Annotated in this window: 17 protein-coding genes; 8 read left to right on the top strand and 9 right to left on the bottom strand. The window is 64.6% G+C overall.

The features are described 5' to 3' along the window. Positions 1–130: 130 nt before the first annotated feature. From trxB to L5G28_RS02630, 3 genes are all read left to right on the top strand, one after another. Positions 131–1,087 (top strand): thioredoxin-disulfide reductase, encoded by a 957-nt coding sequence (gene trxB / locus L5G28_RS02640; protein ID WP_237000198.1) that lies wholly within the window; start codon positions 131–133, stop codon positions 1,085–1,087. Positions 1,088–1,160: 73 nt separating this feature from the next. Then, positions 1,161–1,490 (top strand): thioredoxin, encoded by a 330-nt coding sequence (gene trxA / locus L5G28_RS02635; RefSeq protein ID WP_236998308.1) that lies wholly within the window; start codon positions 1,161–1,163, stop codon positions 1,488–1,490. A gap of 161 nt (positions 1,491–1,651) precedes the next feature. Then, a complete protein-coding gene (locus L5G28_RS02630) occupies positions 1,652–2,797 on the top strand; it encodes an N-acetylmuramoyl-L-alanine amidase (protein ID WP_237000197.1) in 1,146 nt (381 codons plus the stop codon). 77 nt (positions 2,798–2,874) lie between these two features. Here the strand turns inward: L5G28_RS02630 and L5G28_RS02625 are convergent, their stop codons facing one another. From L5G28_RS02625 to rpmH, 9 genes are all read right to left on the bottom strand, one after another. Continuing rightward, positions 2,875–3,507, bottom strand: coding sequence for a hypothetical protein (locus L5G28_RS02625; RefSeq protein WP_308191937.1), 633 nt, complete (start codon positions 3,505–3,507; stop codon positions 2,875–2,877). A 184-nt stretch (positions 3,508–3,691) separates the two neighbouring features. Next, a complete protein-coding gene (locus L5G28_RS02620) occupies positions 3,692–4,792 on the bottom strand; it encodes a ParB/RepB/Spo0J family partition protein (RefSeq protein WP_237000195.1) in 1,101 nt (366 codons plus the stop codon). After that, on the bottom strand, positions 4,792–5,847 hold the full coding sequence (locus L5G28_RS02615) for a ParA family protein (protein ID WP_237000194.1): 1,056 nt from the start codon (positions 5,845–5,847) through the stop codon (positions 4,792–4,794). The genes L5G28_RS02620 and L5G28_RS02615 overlap by 1 nt, the downstream gene beginning before the upstream one ends. Further along, positions 5,798–6,514 carry a 16S rRNA (guanine(527)-N(7))-methyltransferase RsmG gene (gene rsmG, locus L5G28_RS02610; RefSeq protein ID WP_237000193.1) on the bottom strand — a complete coding sequence of 239 codons (717 nt, stop codon included), beginning with the start codon at positions 6,512–6,514 and terminating at the stop codon, positions 5,798–5,800. Before rsmG ends, L5G28_RS02615 begins: the two co-directional genes overlap by 50 nt. Positions 6,515–6,680: 166 nt before the next feature. Then, a complete protein-coding gene (locus L5G28_RS02605; protein ID WP_237000192.1) occupies positions 6,681–7,220 on the bottom strand; it encodes a Jag family protein in 540 nt (179 codons plus the stop codon). 54 nt (positions 7,221–7,274) lie between these two features. Further along, entirely contained in the window at positions 7,275–8,465 is a 1,191-nt protein-coding gene (gene yidC, locus L5G28_RS02600; RefSeq protein WP_237000191.1) for a membrane protein insertase YidC, read from the bottom strand. Positions 8,466–8,468: 3 nt separating this feature from the next. After that, a complete protein-coding gene (yidD, locus tag L5G28_RS02595) occupies positions 8,469–8,801 on the bottom strand; it encodes a membrane protein insertion efficiency factor YidD (RefSeq protein WP_372477147.1) in 333 nt (110 codons plus the stop codon). After that, positions 8,798–9,202, bottom strand: coding sequence for a ribonuclease P protein component (rnpA, locus tag L5G28_RS02590; RefSeq protein ID WP_237000190.1), 405 nt, complete (start codon positions 9,200–9,202; stop codon positions 8,798–8,800). Before rnpA ends, yidD begins: the two co-directional genes overlap by 4 nt. Before the next feature lie 28 nt (positions 9,203–9,230). Next, entirely contained in the window at positions 9,231–9,374 is a 144-nt protein-coding gene (gene rpmH, locus L5G28_RS02585; RefSeq protein WP_006337454.1) for a 50S ribosomal protein L34, read from the bottom strand. Between the two features lie 303 nt (positions 9,375–9,677). On the opposite strand from rpmH, the gene dnaA reads away from it, so the two are divergent. The 5 genes from dnaA to gyrB all read left to right on the top strand — a co-directional run bounded on the left by dnaA (position 9,678) and on the right by gyrB (position 16,943). Continuing rightward, positions 9,678–11,207, top strand: coding sequence for a chromosomal replication initiator protein DnaA (gene dnaA, locus L5G28_RS02580; protein WP_237000189.1), 1,530 nt, complete (start codon positions 9,678–9,680; stop codon positions 11,205–11,207). Between the two features lie 516 nt (positions 11,208–11,723). Then, a complete protein-coding gene (gene dnaN, locus L5G28_RS02575) occupies positions 11,724–12,926 on the top strand; it encodes a DNA polymerase III subunit beta (RefSeq protein WP_236998319.1) in 1,203 nt (400 codons plus the stop codon). Positions 12,927–12,940: 14 nt separating this feature from the next. After that, positions 12,941–14,152, top strand: coding sequence for a DNA replication/repair protein RecF (gene recF / locus L5G28_RS02570; protein WP_237000188.1), 1,212 nt, complete (start codon positions 12,941–12,943; stop codon positions 14,150–14,152). Further along, on the top strand, positions 14,145–14,696 hold the full coding sequence (locus L5G28_RS02565) for a DUF721 family protein (RefSeq protein WP_236998321.1): 552 nt from the start codon (positions 14,145–14,147) through the stop codon (positions 14,694–14,696). Before recF ends, L5G28_RS02565 begins: the two co-directional genes overlap by 8 nt. 198 nt (positions 14,697–14,894) lie before the next feature. Beyond that, complete coding sequence (gyrB, locus tag L5G28_RS02560; protein WP_237000187.1) at positions 14,895–16,943, top strand: DNA topoisomerase (ATP-hydrolyzing) subunit B; 2,049 nt, start codon at positions 14,895–14,897, stop codon at positions 16,941–16,943. Positions 16,944–16,967 lie beyond the last annotated feature (24 nt).

Raw genomic sequence — 16,967 nt, 5'->3', positions numbered from 1 at the left:
ATCTGCCGGCCGTCGTCAGATCTGTGACCGCCTCCACCTCCGGCGGCCTGCGGGAACATCAGCCCATATCCTTGTGTTGAAGGACAAAGCCCGCGTGCAACGGCGGGCCCACTTGCTACACGGAGGATTAATGAGCGTCGGATTGACGAGCGACACCGAGAACCAGATCCACGAACTGATCATTGTGGGATCCGGCCCCGCAGGCTACACCGCCGCGGTGTATGCGGCCCGCGCCGAGCTGTCGCCCGTCGTCTTCGAAGGAATCTCCTTCGGCGGCGCGCTGATGACCACGACCGAGGTGGAGAACTTCCCCGGCTTCCAGAAGGGCATCCAGGGTCCCGAACTGATGGACGAGATGCGCGAGCAGGCGATCCGGTTCGGTGCCGACCTTCGTATCGAAGAAGTCGATGCGATGCGCCTGGAAGGCGACATCAAGGAGGTCGAGGTCGGCGGCGAGGTCTATCGTGCCCGCGCCGTCATCCTCGCGATGGGCGCCGCCGCCCGCTACCTCGGCATCCCGGGGGAGCAGGAACTCCTCGGTCGCGGCGTCTCCTCGTGCGCGACATGCGACGGATTCTTCTTCAAGGAGCAGGACATCGTCGTCGTCGGCGGCGGTGACTCGGCAATGGAGGAGGCCACCTTCCTCACCAAGTTCGCCCGCAAGGTGAGCCTCGTCCACCGACGCGACGAGTTCCGCTCCTCGAAGATCATGCTCGAACGAGCCCGCGCCAACGAGAAGATCGAGTTCGTCACGAACGCGGCCGTCTCCGCCGTCAAGGGCGACAACGCGGTGACCGAGCTCGAACTCACCGACACGGTCACCGGCGAGACCAGCACCCTGGAAGCCACCGGCATGTTCGTCGCCATCGGGCACGACCCCCGCAGCGAACTCGTGCGCGGCCAGGTCGATCTCGACGAAGACGGCTATGTGAAGGTCGACGGTCGTTCCACCTACACCAACGTCCCCGGCGTGTTCGCGTGCGGCGACCTCGTCGACCACACCTACCGCCAGGCGGTCACCGCGGCGGGCAGCGGTTGCTCGGCAGCGATCGACGCCGAGCGCTGGCTCGCCGATCACGCGGGCTGACGTCCATCCCCGAACCCCCAGATTCCCGAACCCCGGCTCTCGAACCCCAGGCTCTCAAATTAGGAGTAACAACATGGCAGGCAACACCGTCGACGTCACCGACGACACGTTCAAGGCGGACGTCCTCGAATCCGACAAACCCGTGCTGGTCGATTTCTGGGCCACCTGGTGCGGCCCGTGCAAGATGGTCGCCCCGGTTCTCGACGAGATCGCTCGCGACAACGGTGAGAAGCTGACTGTGGCCAAGGTCGACGTCGACGCGAACCCCGCGATCGCCCGCGACTTCCAGATCATGTCGATTCCGACGATGATCCTGTTCGAGAACGGCAAACCCACCAAGACGATCCAGGGAGCCAAGCCGAAGGCCGCCATCCTGCGGGAGCTCGCGCCCGTCCTCGAATGACGGCGGTCCAGACACAGCCGTCGATCGCCACTACGGTTGGTCTCGATCCGACCCTTTCGTTTGTCGGCATCGACACGGACCTGAGAGAATAGAGCGGTGCAGTGACGGCCGCCGGCCACCCGGTCGGCGGCCGTCACCCTTATGCGAGAAAGTGGGTCTCCATGCCGGTATTGCGACTCGGCGATCACGGCTCGGCAGTCGCCGAGATTCGGGCCATCCTTGCTACACGAGGACTGCTGCCTCCGGCGCCGACCGCCACACCCGGTGACGAGCGGAGCCTATGGTCCCCGCCCGAAGCGGTCTTTGATGCCGCGTGCGATCGCGCAGTCCGCGCGTTTCAACAAGAACGCGGCCTGATCGTCGACGGCGTGGTCGGCAGCGCGACGTACGCCGCACTCCGTGAAGCGTCGTATCAACTCGGCAGCCGTGTCCTCCTGTACCGCCTGTCCGCACCCATGACGGGCGACGACGTCGCCACCCTGCAGTCACGCCTGCAGAACCTCGGCTACTACCACGGACTCGTCGACGGACAGTTCGGCGAAGTCACGCACAACTCCGTCGGCCGCTACCAGACCGAGTACGGGTTGAGCTCGGACGGCATCTGCGGGCCCGAGACGATCCGTTCCCTCAACCGCCTCGGCACCCGTATCACCGGCGGATCGCCGCACGCCATCCGCGAAGAGGAGCAGGTGCGGCGCTCCGGCCCCCAGCTGTCCGGCAAGCGCATCCTCATCGACCCCGGTTCCGACGCCGAAGCCGACGCCGGAGCACTGTGGGATCTGGCGTCGCGTCTCGAGGGACGCATGTCGGCGGCCGGTATGGAGACGTTCCTGTCGCACGACGGGAAGTCGTCGCCGGAGGACGATGAGCGCGCCCGCGTCGCGAATCTCGCTGACGTCGATCTGATGATCTCGCTGCGCGCGGGCAGCTATCGGAACGAGCTCGCCAATGGTGTCGCAACGTTCTACTTCGGCAACACTCACGGCTCGTTCTCGACCATCGGCCGCAATCTCGCGAGCTTCATCCAGCGTGAGCTGGTCGCCCGCACGGGCTTCCTCGACTGCCGCACGCACGAGCGCACGTGGAACATTCTGCGCACCACTCGGATGCCCGTCGTCGTCATCGAGACCGGATACATCACGAATCCTCACGACGCTGCGATGCTCGCCGACCCCGGCCAGCGCGACACGATCGCCGAAGCCATCCTCGTCGCCGTCAAGCGTCTCTACCTTCTCGGTGAGAACGACCGTCCGACGGGGACATACACGTTCGCCGATCTTCTGGCCGCGGAACGCATCACTCCGTAAATCACATCGATGTTGTTTCCCGTGAAACAACGACGGTGGGACGAGGCGATGCGACGACCGTAGAGCACGCAGTCAGTTCAGCCGACGGGCGTTGGCGCGCCGGACAGATCGGCAGCCGCCTCGACTACCAGCTTCTCGAGCGCCCGCTCCACTGCGGACTTCCATCCGAGTCCCTCGTCGAGCTCCAGGCGAAGCCTGGGCAGATAGAGATCGGCCGCGACTGTCTCGAAGCCGCAGTCGATGAGGAGCTGCGTCGGCATCAGGCAGTCCAGGCACGCATCCGTGTCAAAGCCGTTGCCGAGCATCAAGCCGACCAGATCGCGCTCGAGTGGTTCACGTGAACCGGTGAATCCGAAAGCTTCGATAGCGCGGACACCTCGCCGCACGACGTCGGTGACGACGGCGTCGATGAGCGTCACCGAGATCTCTTCGAAGCCGGGTTCCGCCGACACAGTCGACAGCAGGACCGCATCCGAGCCAACCGGAGCCGTCGGGAAACGTCGGGCTCGCGGGACTCGCCCCGGGGGAGCGTAGAGAGCGCTGCCCACGACCCGGCCGGTCGTGGACTCGACGGCGACCTGTCCGCACGTGCCCCACTCGAGGAGCAGTCCGGAGATCCAGGCCTCCTTGTCGAATTCGCTTTCGTGGTCGACCGCCGACTTCCGCTCGACCATCCCCGACTCGAAACTGTTCGGGTCGTCGCGATCCATTTCCCAGAAGACACAGCGCCGAGTATGCGACGGCAGAGTCTGAAACATCTCGAGTTCCAGAGGTACTACCGTCACCGTCATCGTTGCTCCCGTATCACGCCGAAGTACTCACGAAACCTGCATGTCACTGTGACGTTTCAAGGGTGCAGGCGTATATCACTAGTGGTAAATGGGAATAATCGGACTAGGTCGCGTTGTCCGTCTGCTCCGCGATCATCGTGACGATTCGCTCCAGATCGTCCACCGAACCGAATTCTATGACGACCTTTCCCTTCCGCTTACTGAGACTGACGGTCACTTTCGTGTCCAGCCGATCCGAAAGCCTGTCTGCGACGTCCTGCAACCCCGGCATCTGCATCTGTTGCCGCTTGCGTTGGGGAGCCACCGGCGAGTCATCGTCGCCGCGATTAGCGAGCGTCACGGCCTCCTCGGTCGCGCGTACGGACAGCCCTTCGGCCACGATCCGAGCCGCCAACTGCTCCTGCGCCTCGCTGCCTGTCTCCAACGACAGAAGCGCACGCGCATGCCCAGCCGACAGCACGCCCGCCGCGACGCGACGCTGGACCGGGATCGGCAGACGCAGCAATCGGATCATGTTGGAGATGACCGGACGCGAGCGACCCAGTCGGTTCGCGAGCTCTTCGTGTGTCACGTCGAACTCCTCGAGCAACTGCTGATACGCGGCCGCCTCTTCGAGGGGATTCAACTGTGCGCGATGGATGTTCTCCAAGAGCGCATCGCGGAGCATCTCACCGTCGGGCGTCTCGCGGACGATCGCCGGAAGCACCTCGACACCGACATTGGTGCCAGCACGCCAGCGGCGCTCGCCCATGATGAGTTGATAGCGGACCCCGTCAGCAGTGGGGGAGGGGAGCTCCCGGACGACGATCGGCTGCATCAGGCCGAACTCGCGGATGGAATGCTCGAGCTCCGCCAGCGCGTCCTCGTCGAACACGGTGCGCGGCTGGCTTGGGTTCGGCTCAATCTGCGACGGCGGGATCTCGCGATAGACGGCACCAATGGCGTCCGGCGTGTCGCCTTCGCTCGACCCGCGGGGCGACTCACGACGGGGATCGGTTGATTCACGTGAAACATCGGTCTCGACTCCGCCGGAGTCGCTCGACGAACCCCCAGAGGAACCGCCACCGATCACGACGTCGGCCGCGGCTGAGCCCATGCGTCGTGTGTTGGCGCCCGGATCCTCCTCGGTCGGACCGGTCGGGATGAGAGCGGCCAGACCTCTGCCGAGACCGCCCCGCCGTTGCGCGTCGCGCTGTTGTGCCATTACGCCAGACCACCTTCCAGTGCCGCGCGCTGCGCCAGTTCTCGCGACGCGTCGAGATAGCTCATGGATCCACGTGAACCCGGGTCGTACTCGATGATCGACATACCGTAACCAGGAGCCTCGGAGACCTTCACGCTGCGAGGAATGATCGTCGACAACACGGTGTCACCGAAGTGGTTCCGAACCTCAGAAGCGACCTGATCCGCAAGCTTGGTCCGACCGTCGTACATCGTCAGAAGAACCGTCGACACGTGCAGCTCCTTGTTCAGATGTGCCTGCACGAGTTCGATGTTGCGGAGTAGCTGTCCGACACCCTCCAATGCGTAGTACTCACACTGGATCGGAATGAGGACCTCTTTCGCAGCGACCATCGCGTTGACGGTCAGCAGCCCAAGAGACGGCGGGCAGTCGATCAGCACGTAGTCGATATCGAGCTCAGCGAGCACGCTCTCGTCGAGGGATCTACGCAGACGACTCTCCCGGGCCACCATGGAGACCAACTCGATCTCCGCTCCCGCGAGGTCCAGAGTCGACGGCACGCAGAAGAGCCTGTCGCTAGCGGGAGACTGCTGGATCGCATCGCGCAGCGACACGTCGTCCAAGAGCATCTCGTACACCGACGCTATCCCCGGCCGGCGGTGATCGATCCCTAGCGCGGTACTGGCGTTGCCCTGAGGATCGAGGTCGACGACGAGTACGCCGAGGCCGTGGATCGCCAGCCCGGCCGCGAGATTCACAGCGGAGGTGGTCTTGCCGACCCCGCCCTTCTGATTCGCTACCGTCATGATTCTCGGCCGCGCCGGACGGGGGAGTGTGCCAGAGCCTCCCGGAGTCAGAACCTGGCTTGCTCGCTCAGCCGCAGCCGCGATCGGCGTGTCCGCGTAGTGCCCTGCATGCGTATCGGTCGGTGTTTCACGTGAAACTACTGATTCGTCTTCGGGCACCCCGGAGCTCCTTACGTCGTTCCGTCTATTGTGCGCTCTCCGTCGAAAGGACACCAATCCTCTAACGTCCTCGCTTGGCTCGACGTGCGGCTCGGCGGGCGGCGGCCGCATCCTTGTCTGTCCGGACCCTCGACCCGACGAGGAGAGTTGTCGGCTCGTCGAGTACTTCGACACCGCACTGTGTCACGGCCAGATCGACGATGCCCACCTTCCGTACCGCAGAGCGATCACGCTCGATCTCTTCGGTGACCGAACGCCCTTTGAGAGCGATGAGTCGTCCACCCACCCGGATCAGGGGAGCCGACCATCCCGCGAGCCGATCGAGTGGCGCGACGGCCCGTGACGTCACGACGTCGGCCGTGCCGACGGCCGCCAGCACGGCCTTCTCCTCGGCTCGGCCTCGCGTCACCGTGACGTTTGTCAGCCCGAGCTCAGATACCACCTCGTCTAGGAAGGTAGTTCGTCTCAGGAGCGGTTCGATCAACGTAATCGACACGTTCGGCTTCGCTATCGCCAGGGGGATGCCCGGCAGGCCAGCCCCACTGCCGATGTCGAACGCCGTCGCTCCATCGTCAATCACTTCGCCGAGCACAGCACAGTTGAGAATGTGCCTCGTCCATAGACGCGGGACCTCACTCGGTCCGATGAGACCGCGCAGCACTCCCTGCTCAGTGAGTAGACGAGCGTACGCGTTCGCTTCATCGAGTCGGTCACCGAAGACCGCGGCTGCGACCTCGGGAGTAGGTTCACACTCGGCTGTGGGTTGGTCGTCTACCATCTGTCCTCATTCGTCAATGGGTTTCACGTGAAACGCGGGCCGATCGATGCCCGCTTCCGGTTCCACGTGAAACACCGTGAATCACATAGCTGTAATTCTCCCCCTTCAGACAAGAGAAGTGCCGGCCACATGGCCGGGACTTCTCTGGACAGGGGGAGGGGAGACCTCACTCCTTGATGACGACCACGCGACGCTTGGGCTCGGCGCCTTCGCTCTCGCTGTACACGCCGTCGACGGCGGCGACAGCGTCGTGCACGATCTTGCGCTCGAACGGAGTCATCGGGTCGAGCGACTCACGTTCCCCGCTGTCGCGCACGCGCTCGGACACCTCGGTGCCGAGTCGGGCGAGACGATCGCGTCGGTCGGCGCGCCACCGACTGACGTCGAGCATCAACCTGCTGCGATCGCCGGTAGCCTGCTGGACGGCGAGCCGAGTGAGTTCTTGGAGCGCGTCGAGCACCTCACCGTCGCGGCCGACGAGCTTCGACAGATCCTTGCCTCCGTCGATACTGACGATCGCACGATCGCCGTCGACGTCCAGATCGATGTCACCGTCGAAGTCGAGAACATCGAGCAACTGCTCGAGGTAGTCGCCGGCGATCTCGCCCTCTTCGACCAGACTGTCTTCCTCGCTCAATGCCTCCGGAGCATCCTCGGCAATCGGCTCGTCGGATTCGACGGGGGCCTGCACAGCGTCACCTGTCATGATTTGTACCTCTGTATCTTCTGCGGAAAAGTTCGTAGCGTCGCGAGAACGGCGTCAGCGCTTGCGGCCTTGCCTGTTCTTCTTGTTCCGTTTGTTGCCGGACTGCTTGGCGCCGCCAGGCTTGTTCGGTCGCTGTCCGGGCGACGGCTTCTTCCCCGGACCGGGCTGCTGCTTGGCCTTCTCGCCGGACGGCTTCTGGGTCGACGTCCCGTCGCCCTTCTTCAGCGAGGTCTTCGGTGCCTCGTCGGAACCGTCCTCGTCGACGTCGGTCGCGGCATCGGCTACTGCGGTCGCACCGCGCTTAGGGCTGCTCGGTTTGGCTCCCGGCTTCGGAGCATTGGCCCTGAGCCGTTCCTCCTTGGCAGCCTTGGCTTCTTCCTCTTCCTTGGCGATACGACCGAAGACGAGGTGCTGCTGACCGTAGGTCCAGAGGTTATTGCTCACCCAGTAGAGCAGGATCGCGACAGGGAAGAACGGTCCGGTCGCGAGGATGCCGAGCGGGAACACGTAGAGCGCGAGCTTGTTCATGATGCGGGTCTGCGGGTTGTCCGATGCGGCCGCCGTCTGACGTCCAACCGAAGCGCGCGAGTTCATGTGCGTCGCGATGGAGGCCACGATCATCAGCGGCACGACGACCACGGCGATCTGCCACCGCGTGAAGTCCACCGGTTGGCCCGGCTCCACGAACGCCTGGAACTGCTCGACTGGCTCGGTGATAAACGACGACAGCGGGACGCCGAAGATACGGGCGTCGAGGAAGTTCTGAACCTGGTCCGCGCTGAACGCATAGTTGCCGATGGACCTCGTCTGCTCCGCGGTCATCGCCTCGCTGGTGCCGCCGATCGGCATGGCGGTGCCGGTGCCCATCCGGTTGAACGAACGCAGCACGTGGAACAGACCGATGAACACCGGGATCTGCATGAACATCGGCAGGCAACCGAGAAGCGGGTTGAACCCGTGCTCCTTCTGGAGCTTCTGCATCTCCTCGGTCATCTTGACCCGGTCGTTGGCGTACTTCTTACGGATCGCCTGCATCTGCGGGTTGATTTCCTGCATCTGCTTCGTCGTGCGGATCTGCTTGACGAACGGCTTGTACAGGATCGCGCGCAGCGTGAAGACGAGGAACACCACGGACAGTGCCCAGGCGACGCCCGAACCACCCGGCGAGTCCGGCATGATCTTGTCGAACAGCCAGTGCCAGACCCACATGATCCAGGACACCGGGTAGTAGATGAAGTTGAGCACGGCTCACTGACCCCTATCTGAAGTTGGCGCGCGAGCGCCGCTTTCTAAAGTCTGCTGCTTGCCGACCATCGCGGCGAGCCATTGTCGCGGACCGTTCTCGGGCACCGGGTCGTATCCGGGGCGATGCCAGGGTCCGCACTTGAGAAGTCTGAACACCGAGAGCACCGAACCCCAGACGAATCCGTGCCTACCCAGTGCTTCGACCGCATATCCGCTGCAGGTCGGTTCGAACCGGCACGTCGGCATCCGGGTCGGGGAGATCCACGTCCGATACAGCTCGATCAGGAACATAAGGGCCCGACGCGGCCACATGTGGATTCGGTGGGCGAGACTCATCGCGCCCCCGCGAACGCCGCCTGCGCTTTCCGGTGCGCGAAGCCGGCCCTCAACTGATCGGCGAGCTCATCGGTGGAGAGCTCGGCGATGGACGGGTACGCGCGCAGTACGACGAAAGTCTCGGCGACCGGCAGTTCGCCGCGCACCTGGGCGAAGGCATGACGAAGACGCCGTGCGACCCGATGCCGGGTGACGGCGTCGCCGACCTTTTTCGAGACGATGAGGCCGAGCCAGGGGCCACCGATGGTCGCGACATCCGCACGCAGACCGGTCGGGTCCGGCCATGTCGCAGACACGGGCGCCAGGTGGATCACCAGATCACGTGCCGAAACCCGCACACCTTTGGCAAGTGTGCGGGCGAAATCGGATCTCCGCGAGATCCGCCTGGAGGCGGCGGTCACCGATCGCTGCGATCGGATACGCGCCGACTCAGGCGGTCAGCTTGGCGCGGCCCTTGGAACGGCGACCGTTCACAATTGCGCGGCCGGCGCGAGTACGCATGCGCAGACGGAAGCCGTGCACGCGGGCGCGACGACGGTTGTTCGGCTGGAAAGTACGCTTCCCCTTAGCCACTGGGTGCTCCTTGAGTCGATACAGCAGGTGGTCTCTTGCCCGACGCTGGGTACCGGTCTCATCTCATGACTAGATGACCTGCACACGTGTTTGGGCGACCTGTCGAGACTACTGGACCGCTGCTGCCCGATCAAACCCGCTCCGACCTGCCTGGATCACAGGGCAGCGAATTACATGCCTGAGATTTGTTCACAGCTTTCTCCACAGATGTGGATAACTGTGTGGACAACTCGCGCTGGCGTGGCATTTCGTGGCAACCTCTAGGACGCACGTCTGTGGATTTACTGTTGAAGGGGGCCCGGCATGGCGAGCGATCGCGAGTCGTTCAACGACGTCTGGAAGCAGGTCGTCATTGAACTCACCGGCGAATCCGCCACGCCGAGTGGGCAACCACTCTCGAGACAGCAGAAGGCGTGGCTCTCGCTCGTCCAACCGTTGACGCTGATCGAGGGTTTCGCGCTCCTGGCGGTGCCGACTCCGCTGGTCCAAGAACAGATCGAGCGCAATCTCCGAGAAGTGATCCGGACCGCGCTCAGCACCCATCTCGGTCAGACCGTCGACATCGCGGTCCGCGTCGCCGAACCGGAGGAGATCGCGTCGACGCCTGCCGAGCCGGCTCCGGTTCGCACGCCTGCGGCCGCGGCCGCAGCGGTCGACACGCTCGATCACCGTGCCGATCCAGCGCCGAACGAGTTCTCCGCGTTGAACTACTCCGACGCGCCGCAGGGCCCGCAACCCGGGCCGCGTGAGTGGACGTCGTATTTCGCGGACCGCGATGTCGCGACGCCCGCCGAGAGCAGCACGACGTCGCTGCACCCGCGGTACACGTTCGACTCGTTCGTGATCGGCGCGTCGAACCGGTTCGCGCACGCATCGGCGGTCGCCGTCGCCGAGAACCCGGCTCGCGCGTACAACCCGCTGTTCATCTGGGGCGAATCCGGCCTGGGCAAGACTCACCTCCTGCACGCGGCGGGCCATTACGCGCAACGCCTGTACCCGGGGATGCGCGTCAAGTACGTCTCGACCGAAGAGTTCACGAACGACTTCATCAACTCCCTGCGTGACGACCGCCGCGTCGCGTTCAAACGCAGGTACCGCGACATCGACATGCTGCTGATCGACGACATCCAGTTCTTGGAGGGCAAGGAAGGCATCCAGGAGGAGTTCTTCCACACGTTCAACACGCTGCACAACGCGAACAAGCAGATCGTCGTCTCGTCCGACCGTCCGCCGAAGCAGCTGGCCACCCTCGAGGACCGCTTGCGGACCCGGTTCGAGTGGGGACTCATCACCGACGTGCAGCCGCCCGACCTCGAGACACGTATCGCGATCCTTCGTAAGAAGGCGCAGATGGACAAGCTGGCGGCCCCGGACGACGTCCTGGAGCTCATCGCATCCAAGATCGAACGCAACATCCGTGAGCTCGAAGGCGCGCTGATCCGGGTCACGGCGTTCGCATCCCTGCAGAACGCCGAGCTCGACCGGACACTCGCCGAGGTCGTGCTCAAGGCACTGATCCCGGACGACCGGGCGATCGAGATCAGCGCCGCGAGCATCCTGGCCATCACCGCCGAGTACTTCGACATCTCCATCGAGGATCTGCGCGGACCGAGCAAGATGCGGCCGGTGACGCAGGCACGCCAGATCTCGATGTACCTGTGCCGCGAACTCACCGATCTGTCGCTCCCGAAGATCGGTGAAGCGTTCGACCGCGACCACACGACGGTCATGTACGCGGTGAAGAAGATCAACAAGGAGATGCCGGAGCGGCGCAAGGTCTACGACCACGTGCAGGAACTGACCGCACGCATCAAACAGCGGGCCAACCGCTGATGTCTCGGGCACTCGGTCGTCTCGGCGACGAACGGTTCACGCGACACGAAGGTCGAATTCGTCGTGTCGTCACCGGCGTGTCGCAATGACAAAACCCCAGGTCCGTGTTCACGCCGCCCTGTGGACAACTTGGTGACGACTCGCCGCAAAGCTGTGCACAGGGGTTGTGCACATTGTGGATAACTATCACGGTCCACAACCGCACTGAGTTATCCACAGGCTCGGTTCTATGTCGGTCCCCAGCGATGCCGGTCATGTGACCTGCTGGAAGGTGAGTTATCCACAGATTCCACAGGTCCTACTTCTAGTAAGAATTTCTCTAAGAAGTACTTCTTTTAAAAGTAGTTGTGTGCATACACAGCCGAACGACGTCCCGCCGGTCCGTCGAATCACCGCCGCTGTTGCGATACACCACGGTGCTCGCTCTAGAGTGGAACCCGGTGACACGGTCGTGTCGCCGGAGTCGAGCGCGTCACCGCGCACGGCCGTCAACCAGCAGAAGGGCAATCACCGCAGATGAAGTTCCGTGTCGTGCGTGACGAGTTCGCCGATGCCGTCGCATGGGTTGCCAGGAGCCTGCCGTCGCGTCCGCCGGTCCCGGTCCTCGGTTGCGTCGTCCTGACCGCAGGGGACGACGGTCTGAGAGTCTCAGGATTCGACTACGAGGTGTCGGCCACCCAGACCATCTCGGCCGAGGTGTCCGACGACGGCACCGCATTGGTCTCCGGCCGACTGCTCGCCGACATCACCAAGGCGCTTCCGAGCAAGCCCGTCGATGTGACCATCGACGGCAGTCGCGTCGCTATCGCCTGCGGCAGCGCGCGCTTCTCGCTGCCGACGATGCCCGCCGAGGACTACCCGGATCTGCCTGACGTTCCTCAGACGACCGGCACCGTCCCCGCCGATCTCTTCGCCCAGGCCGTGTCACAGGTCGCGGTCGCCGCAGGTCGCGACGACACCCTGCCGATGTTGACCGGCGTCCGCGTGGAGATCGACGGCGACAAAGTGGTCCTCGCCGCCACCGATCGCTTCCGTCTCGCGGTCCGTGAACTCCAGTGGAGTCCCTCTGAGGCCGGTACCGCAGGCTCTGCGCTCGTCCCAGCCAAGACACTCTCCGAAGCAGCCAAATCGGCAGGCTCGGACGGCACCGGCACTGTCGATCTCGCTTTCGGTTCGGCGCACGCCATCGGGTCCGACGGCATTCTCGGCATCACGAACAACGCGAAGAAGACCACGACGCGTCTGCTCGATGCGGAGTTCCCGAAGTTCCGCCAACTGTTCCCTGCCGGACACACATCGGTCGCCTCCGTCGACAGCGCTCCGCTCATCGAAGCCATCAAGCGTGTCTCACTTGTCGCCGAACGCGGTGCGCAGGTCCGCCTGGACTTCACGCGCGACTCGGTGATGCTCACCGCGGGCGGCGACGAAGCGGGCAAGGCGGAGGAAGAACTGCCGGTCGCGTTCTACGGTGAGCCGATCATCATCGCGTTCAACCCGACCTATCTGCTCGACGGCCTGGCCGCGATCGGTTCCGAGACAGTCGAGTTCGGTTTCACGAACCCGGAGCCGGACGGCAGCGGCCAGCAGCGTGCCGCGATCCGTCCCGCCGTCCTGCGGCCCGCTTCCGGCAACGATCCGGTGACCGACGAGTCCGGCTTGTACGCCGCACCCGACAGCGAGTTCAGCTACCTGCTGATGCCTGTGCGTCTGCCGGGCTGATCCGCGCCCCAGACGTGTTCGTTCGAGATCTGACGCTGCGCGACTACCGCTCATGGCCGAGCGCCGAGTTCACGTTGGCTCCGGAGACCACGATCTTCGTGGGGCGGAACGGATTCGGTAAGACGAATCTCCTCGAATCGCTGTTCTACGTTGCGACGCTGCGGTCGCACCGAGTGTCCAGTGACGCACCGTTGGTGCGGTCGGGAGCCGATGTCGCGAAAGTGTCGGCGACCGTCGAGAATGACGGGCGCGAGTTGACCGTCGACTTGGCGATCGCGGCGTCCGGCTCGAACAAGGCGGCTATCAACACGCGGCCGGTGCGTCGTACCCGCGAAGTCCTTGGCATTCTGCGGACGGTGCTGTTCGCCCCCGAAGACCTCGCGCTGGTGCGCGGGGACCCGAGCGAGCGTCGACGCTTCGTCGATGAGCTCGTCGCCCAGATCCGGCCGATGGCCGCTGGTGCGAAAGCCGACTACGACCGGGTTCTCCGGCAGCGGTCCGCGCTGCTCAAGACGGCGGGCGCAGCGATGCGCCGTGGTGAGACCGATTCGGTCATCAGCACCCTCGACGTGTGGGATTCCCAGCTCGCCGAGTTCGGGGCCCAGGTCACGGCGTCGCGAATCGCGATCGTCCGACACCTGGCGCCGCTGGTCACGGCGGCGTACGGGTCGATAGCCCCGCACTCGCGGCCCGCGACGATCGCCTACCGGTCCGCCGCGGGTGCCGACGTCGACGCGTCACCCGGCGGCGATGACGCGGTCGACGAGATCCGGGACATCCTGGCGGCACGGCTCGTCGAACTGCGCGACAAGGAGATCGAACGCGGCGTCAGCCTCGTCGGACCGCACCGTGACGACCTCGAGCTGGTCCTCGGCGACGAACCCGCGAAGGGTTTCGCGAGCCACGGCGAATCCTGGTCGTTCGCGCTCGCCCTGCGGCTCGCCAGCGTCGACCTGCTCCGCGCAGACGGCGTGGACCCCGTGATCATGCTCGACGACGTCTTCGCCGAACTCGACGTCCGACGCCGCGAGAAGCTCGCCGAGTTCACCGAGGGCGCCGAACAACTTCTGGTGACCGCCGCCGTCGCCGACGACATCCCCACGCGCGTCGGCGGACGCCGGATCTCCATCGGCGTGTCCGACGATGGCGGACCGCGCAGCTCGCTGGTCGTGGGGGATGAGAAGATCGTGCCTCCGCTCGAGCAGGAGGGGGAGGCGCATGAGTGACCAGACACCACCGGATCCGCTCGGCGGACGCAGCGGATACGAGATGGCGCGTAAGGCGCTCGAAGACGCGCGTGCCGAGGCCCGCGCCGCCGGGAAGTCGGTCGGTATGGGCCGCTCTGCGCCCATCCGGTCCCGGCGTCGCGGCGGAGACCGCTCGCGCAGGTCATGGTCGGGTGCGGGACCCGATCCACGCGATCCTCAGCCGTTGGGCAAGTTGACCGGCCGGTTGGCGAAGGATCACGGCTGGGAGTCGAAGATCTCGGAGGGCACGCTGTTCGCCCTCTGGCCGTCGATCGTCGGCGAGGACATCGCGGCGCACGCCGAACCGGAGAAGCTCAACGAGAGCGTGCTGCATGTGCGCGCCGAGTCGACGGCGTGGGCGACGCAGCTGCGATACATGCAGAGTCAGATACTCAAGAAGATCGCCGCCTCCGTCGGGCACAACGTGGTGACGAGTCTGCGCATCGTGGGGCCGCAGGCTCCGTCGTGGCGGAAGGGTCCGCGACACGTTTCCGGGCGCGGCCCGCGGGACACGTACGGGTAGTGGACGTGACCGGCAGTCGTATCGGCCGTCAGTTCGCGCGTGAGCGCGATTAATCCGGGGCGGATGCCAACCGAGTCGCAGCTATCCGAAAAAATCGCGCTGTGAGGACGACAGGCCGTGGCGAGCGGTCAGCTAATTCGCTTGAGGCAGTACACTGGAGGCCAACCTGCCCTCTAGATGAACAGGAGCGGACACTCCGTGGCCGACAGCAGTAGCAAAGAGCCGAAGAAGTCCGGTGAATACGGTGCCGACTCCATCTCCATTCTGGAGGGCCTGGAAGCCGTCCGTAAGCGTCCCGGCATGTACATCGGTTCCACCGGTGAACGCGGCCTGCACCACCTGATCTGGGAAGTCGTCGACAACTCGGTCGACGAGGCGATGGCGGGCTACGCGTCACGCGTGGACGTCACCCTCCGCGCCGACGGCGGCGTCAACGTTGTCGACGACGGTCGAGGCATCCCGGTCGGCCTGCACGCGACCGGCGTCCCGACCGTCGAGGTCGTGATGACACAGCTGCACGCGGGCGGCAAGTTCGACTCTGACTCCTACGCTGTGTCCGGCGGTCTGCACGGTGTCGGCATCTCGGTCGTCAACGCGCTCTCGACGCGAGTCGACCTGGAGATCCAGAATCTCGGCTCCTACTGGAACCAGACGTACACGTACGCCAAGCCGGGTCCGCTCGTCGAAGGCGCCAAGACCACCAAGACCGGTACCAGCGTCACGTTCTGGCCGGACGCCGAGATCTTCGAGTCCACGAAGTTCGACGCCGAGACCGTCGCCCGTCGCCTGCAGGAGATGGCGTTCCTGAACAAGGGACTGACCATCACGCTCACGGACGAGCGGATCACCGATTCCGAAGCGGAAGCCGAAGTCGAGGCCGACGGAGACGTCGACGGCGCCGAGGCGATCTCGGCGGCGACCGAGAACAAGGCCGAGAAGATCGCGAAGGTCAAGACCCGGACCTACCATTATCCGGACGGCATCGTCGACTACGTCAAGCATCTCAACGGCCGCGCCAAGTCGCCCATCCACCGGACGGTCATCGGTTTCACCGCGAAGGGCACCGGCCATGAGGTCGAGATCGCGATGCAGTGGAACGAGGGATACTCCGAATCGGTCCACACGTTCGCGAACACCATCAACACGCATGAGGGGGGCACCCACGAGGAGGGTTTCCGGTCGGCGTTGACGAGCACGGTCAACCGGTACGCCTCCGATAAGAAGCTCATCAAGGACAAGGACGGCAAGCTCGAGGGGACCGACATCCGGGAAGGCCTCGCCGCTGTCATCTCGGTGAAGGTCAGCGACCCTCAATTCGAGGGCCAGACGAAGACCAAGCTCGGCAACACCGAGGTCCGCAGCTTTGTGCAGAAGGCGTGCAACGAGCATCTCGCGCACTGGTTCGAGGCCAACCCGGCCGAAGCGAAGACGATCATCCGCAAGGCGTCCGATTCGCAGCAGGCGCGTATGGCGGCCCGTCGCGCCAAGGACCTCGTCCGCCGCAAGACCGCCACCGATATCGGCGGACTGCCCGGCAAGCTCGCCGACTGCCGCAGCAAGGACCCGGAGAAGTGCGAGGTCTACATCGTGGAGGGCGACTCGGCAGGTGGTTCCGCCAAGTCCGGTCGCGACTCGATGTACCAGGCGATCCTGCCGCTGCGAGGCAAGATCATCAACGTCGAGAAGGCGCGCATCGACCGTGTCCTCAAGAACGCGGAGGTCCAGTCGATCATCACCGCGTTCGGCACCGGTATCCACGACGAGTTCGACATCTCGAAGCTCCGGTACCACAAGATCGTGCTGATGGCTGACGCCGACGTCGACGGCCAGCACATCGCGACCCTGCTGTTGACCCTCCTGTTCCGCTTCATGCGTCCGCTCATCGAGCAGGGCCACGTCTTCCTCGCGCAGCCGCCGCTGTACAAGCTGAAATGGCAGAAGGGTTCCGCGCCCGATTTCGCGTACAGCGACCGGGAACGCGACGCGCTGCTGCAGGCGGGTCTCGACTCGGGCAAGAAGATCAACATGGCCGACGGCATCCAGCGCTACAAGGGTCTCGGCGAGATGAACGCCAGCGAATTGTGGGAGACCACGATGGACCCGGACGTTCGAGTCCTCAAGCGCGTCACCCTCGACGATGCGGCAGCAGCGGACGAACTGTTCTCGATCCTGATGGGTGAGGACGTCGCGGCACGCCGCAGCTTCATTGCGCGCAACGCCAAGGACGTCCGTTTCCTCGACGTCTAAGACACTCCTGCCTGACTGACATCC

The organism is Gordonia liuliyuniae (assembly GCF_021739025.1).
In the GTDB taxonomy this organism is placed as follows: domain Bacteria; phylum Actinomycetota; class Actinomycetes; order Mycobacteriales; family Mycobacteriaceae; genus Gordonia; species Gordonia liuliyuniae.
The sequence above is the reverse complement of the archived record's forward strand: the minus strand, read 5'-3'. Positions and strand labels throughout refer to the sequence as shown.

Bases quoted from the DNA above. Each gene is read 5' to 3' on its own strand.
- trxA (WP_236998308.1), top strand. From the start codon at position 1,161: ATGGCAGGCAACACCGTCGACGTCACCGACGACACGTTCAAGGCGGAC.
- L5G28_RS02625 (WP_308191937.1), bottom strand. From the start codon at position 3,507: ATGGATCGCGACGACCCGAACAGTTTCGAGTCGGGGATGGTCGAGCGG.
- yidD (WP_372477147.1), bottom strand. From the start codon at position 8,801: ATGAGTCTCGCCCACCGAATCCACATGTGGCCGCGTCGGGCCCTTATG.
- L5G28_RS02605 (WP_237000192.1), bottom strand. From the start codon at position 7,220: ATGACAGGTGACGCTGTGCAGGCCCCCGTCGAATCCGACGAGCCGATT.
- dnaN (WP_236998319.1), top strand. From the start codon at position 11,724: ATGAAGTTCCGTGTCGTGCGTGACGAGTTCGCCGATGCCGTCGCATGG.
- L5G28_RS02565 (WP_236998321.1), top strand. From the start codon at position 14,145: ATGAGTGACCAGACACCACCGGATCCGCTCGGCGGACGCAGCGGATAC.
- trxB (WP_237000198.1), top strand. From the start codon at position 131: ATGAGCGTCGGATTGACGAGCGACACCGAGAACCAGATCCACGAACTG.
- L5G28_RS02630 (WP_237000197.1), top strand. From the start codon at position 1,652: ATGCCGGTATTGCGACTCGGCGATCACGGCTCGGCAGTCGCCGAGATT.
- L5G28_RS02620 (WP_237000195.1), bottom strand. From the start codon at position 4,792: ATGGCACAACAGCGCGACGCGCAACGGCGGGGCGGTCTCGGCAGAGGT.
- L5G28_RS02615 (WP_237000194.1), bottom strand. From the start codon at position 5,847: ATGCGGCCGCCGCCCGCCGAGCCGCACGTCGAGCCAAGCGAGGACGTT.
- dnaA (WP_237000189.1), top strand. From the start codon at position 9,678: ATGGCGAGCGATCGCGAGTCGTTCAACGACGTCTGGAAGCAGGTCGTC.
- rsmG (WP_237000193.1), bottom strand. From the start codon at position 6,514: ATGGTAGACGACCAACCCACAGCCGAGTGTGAACCTACTCCCGAGGTC.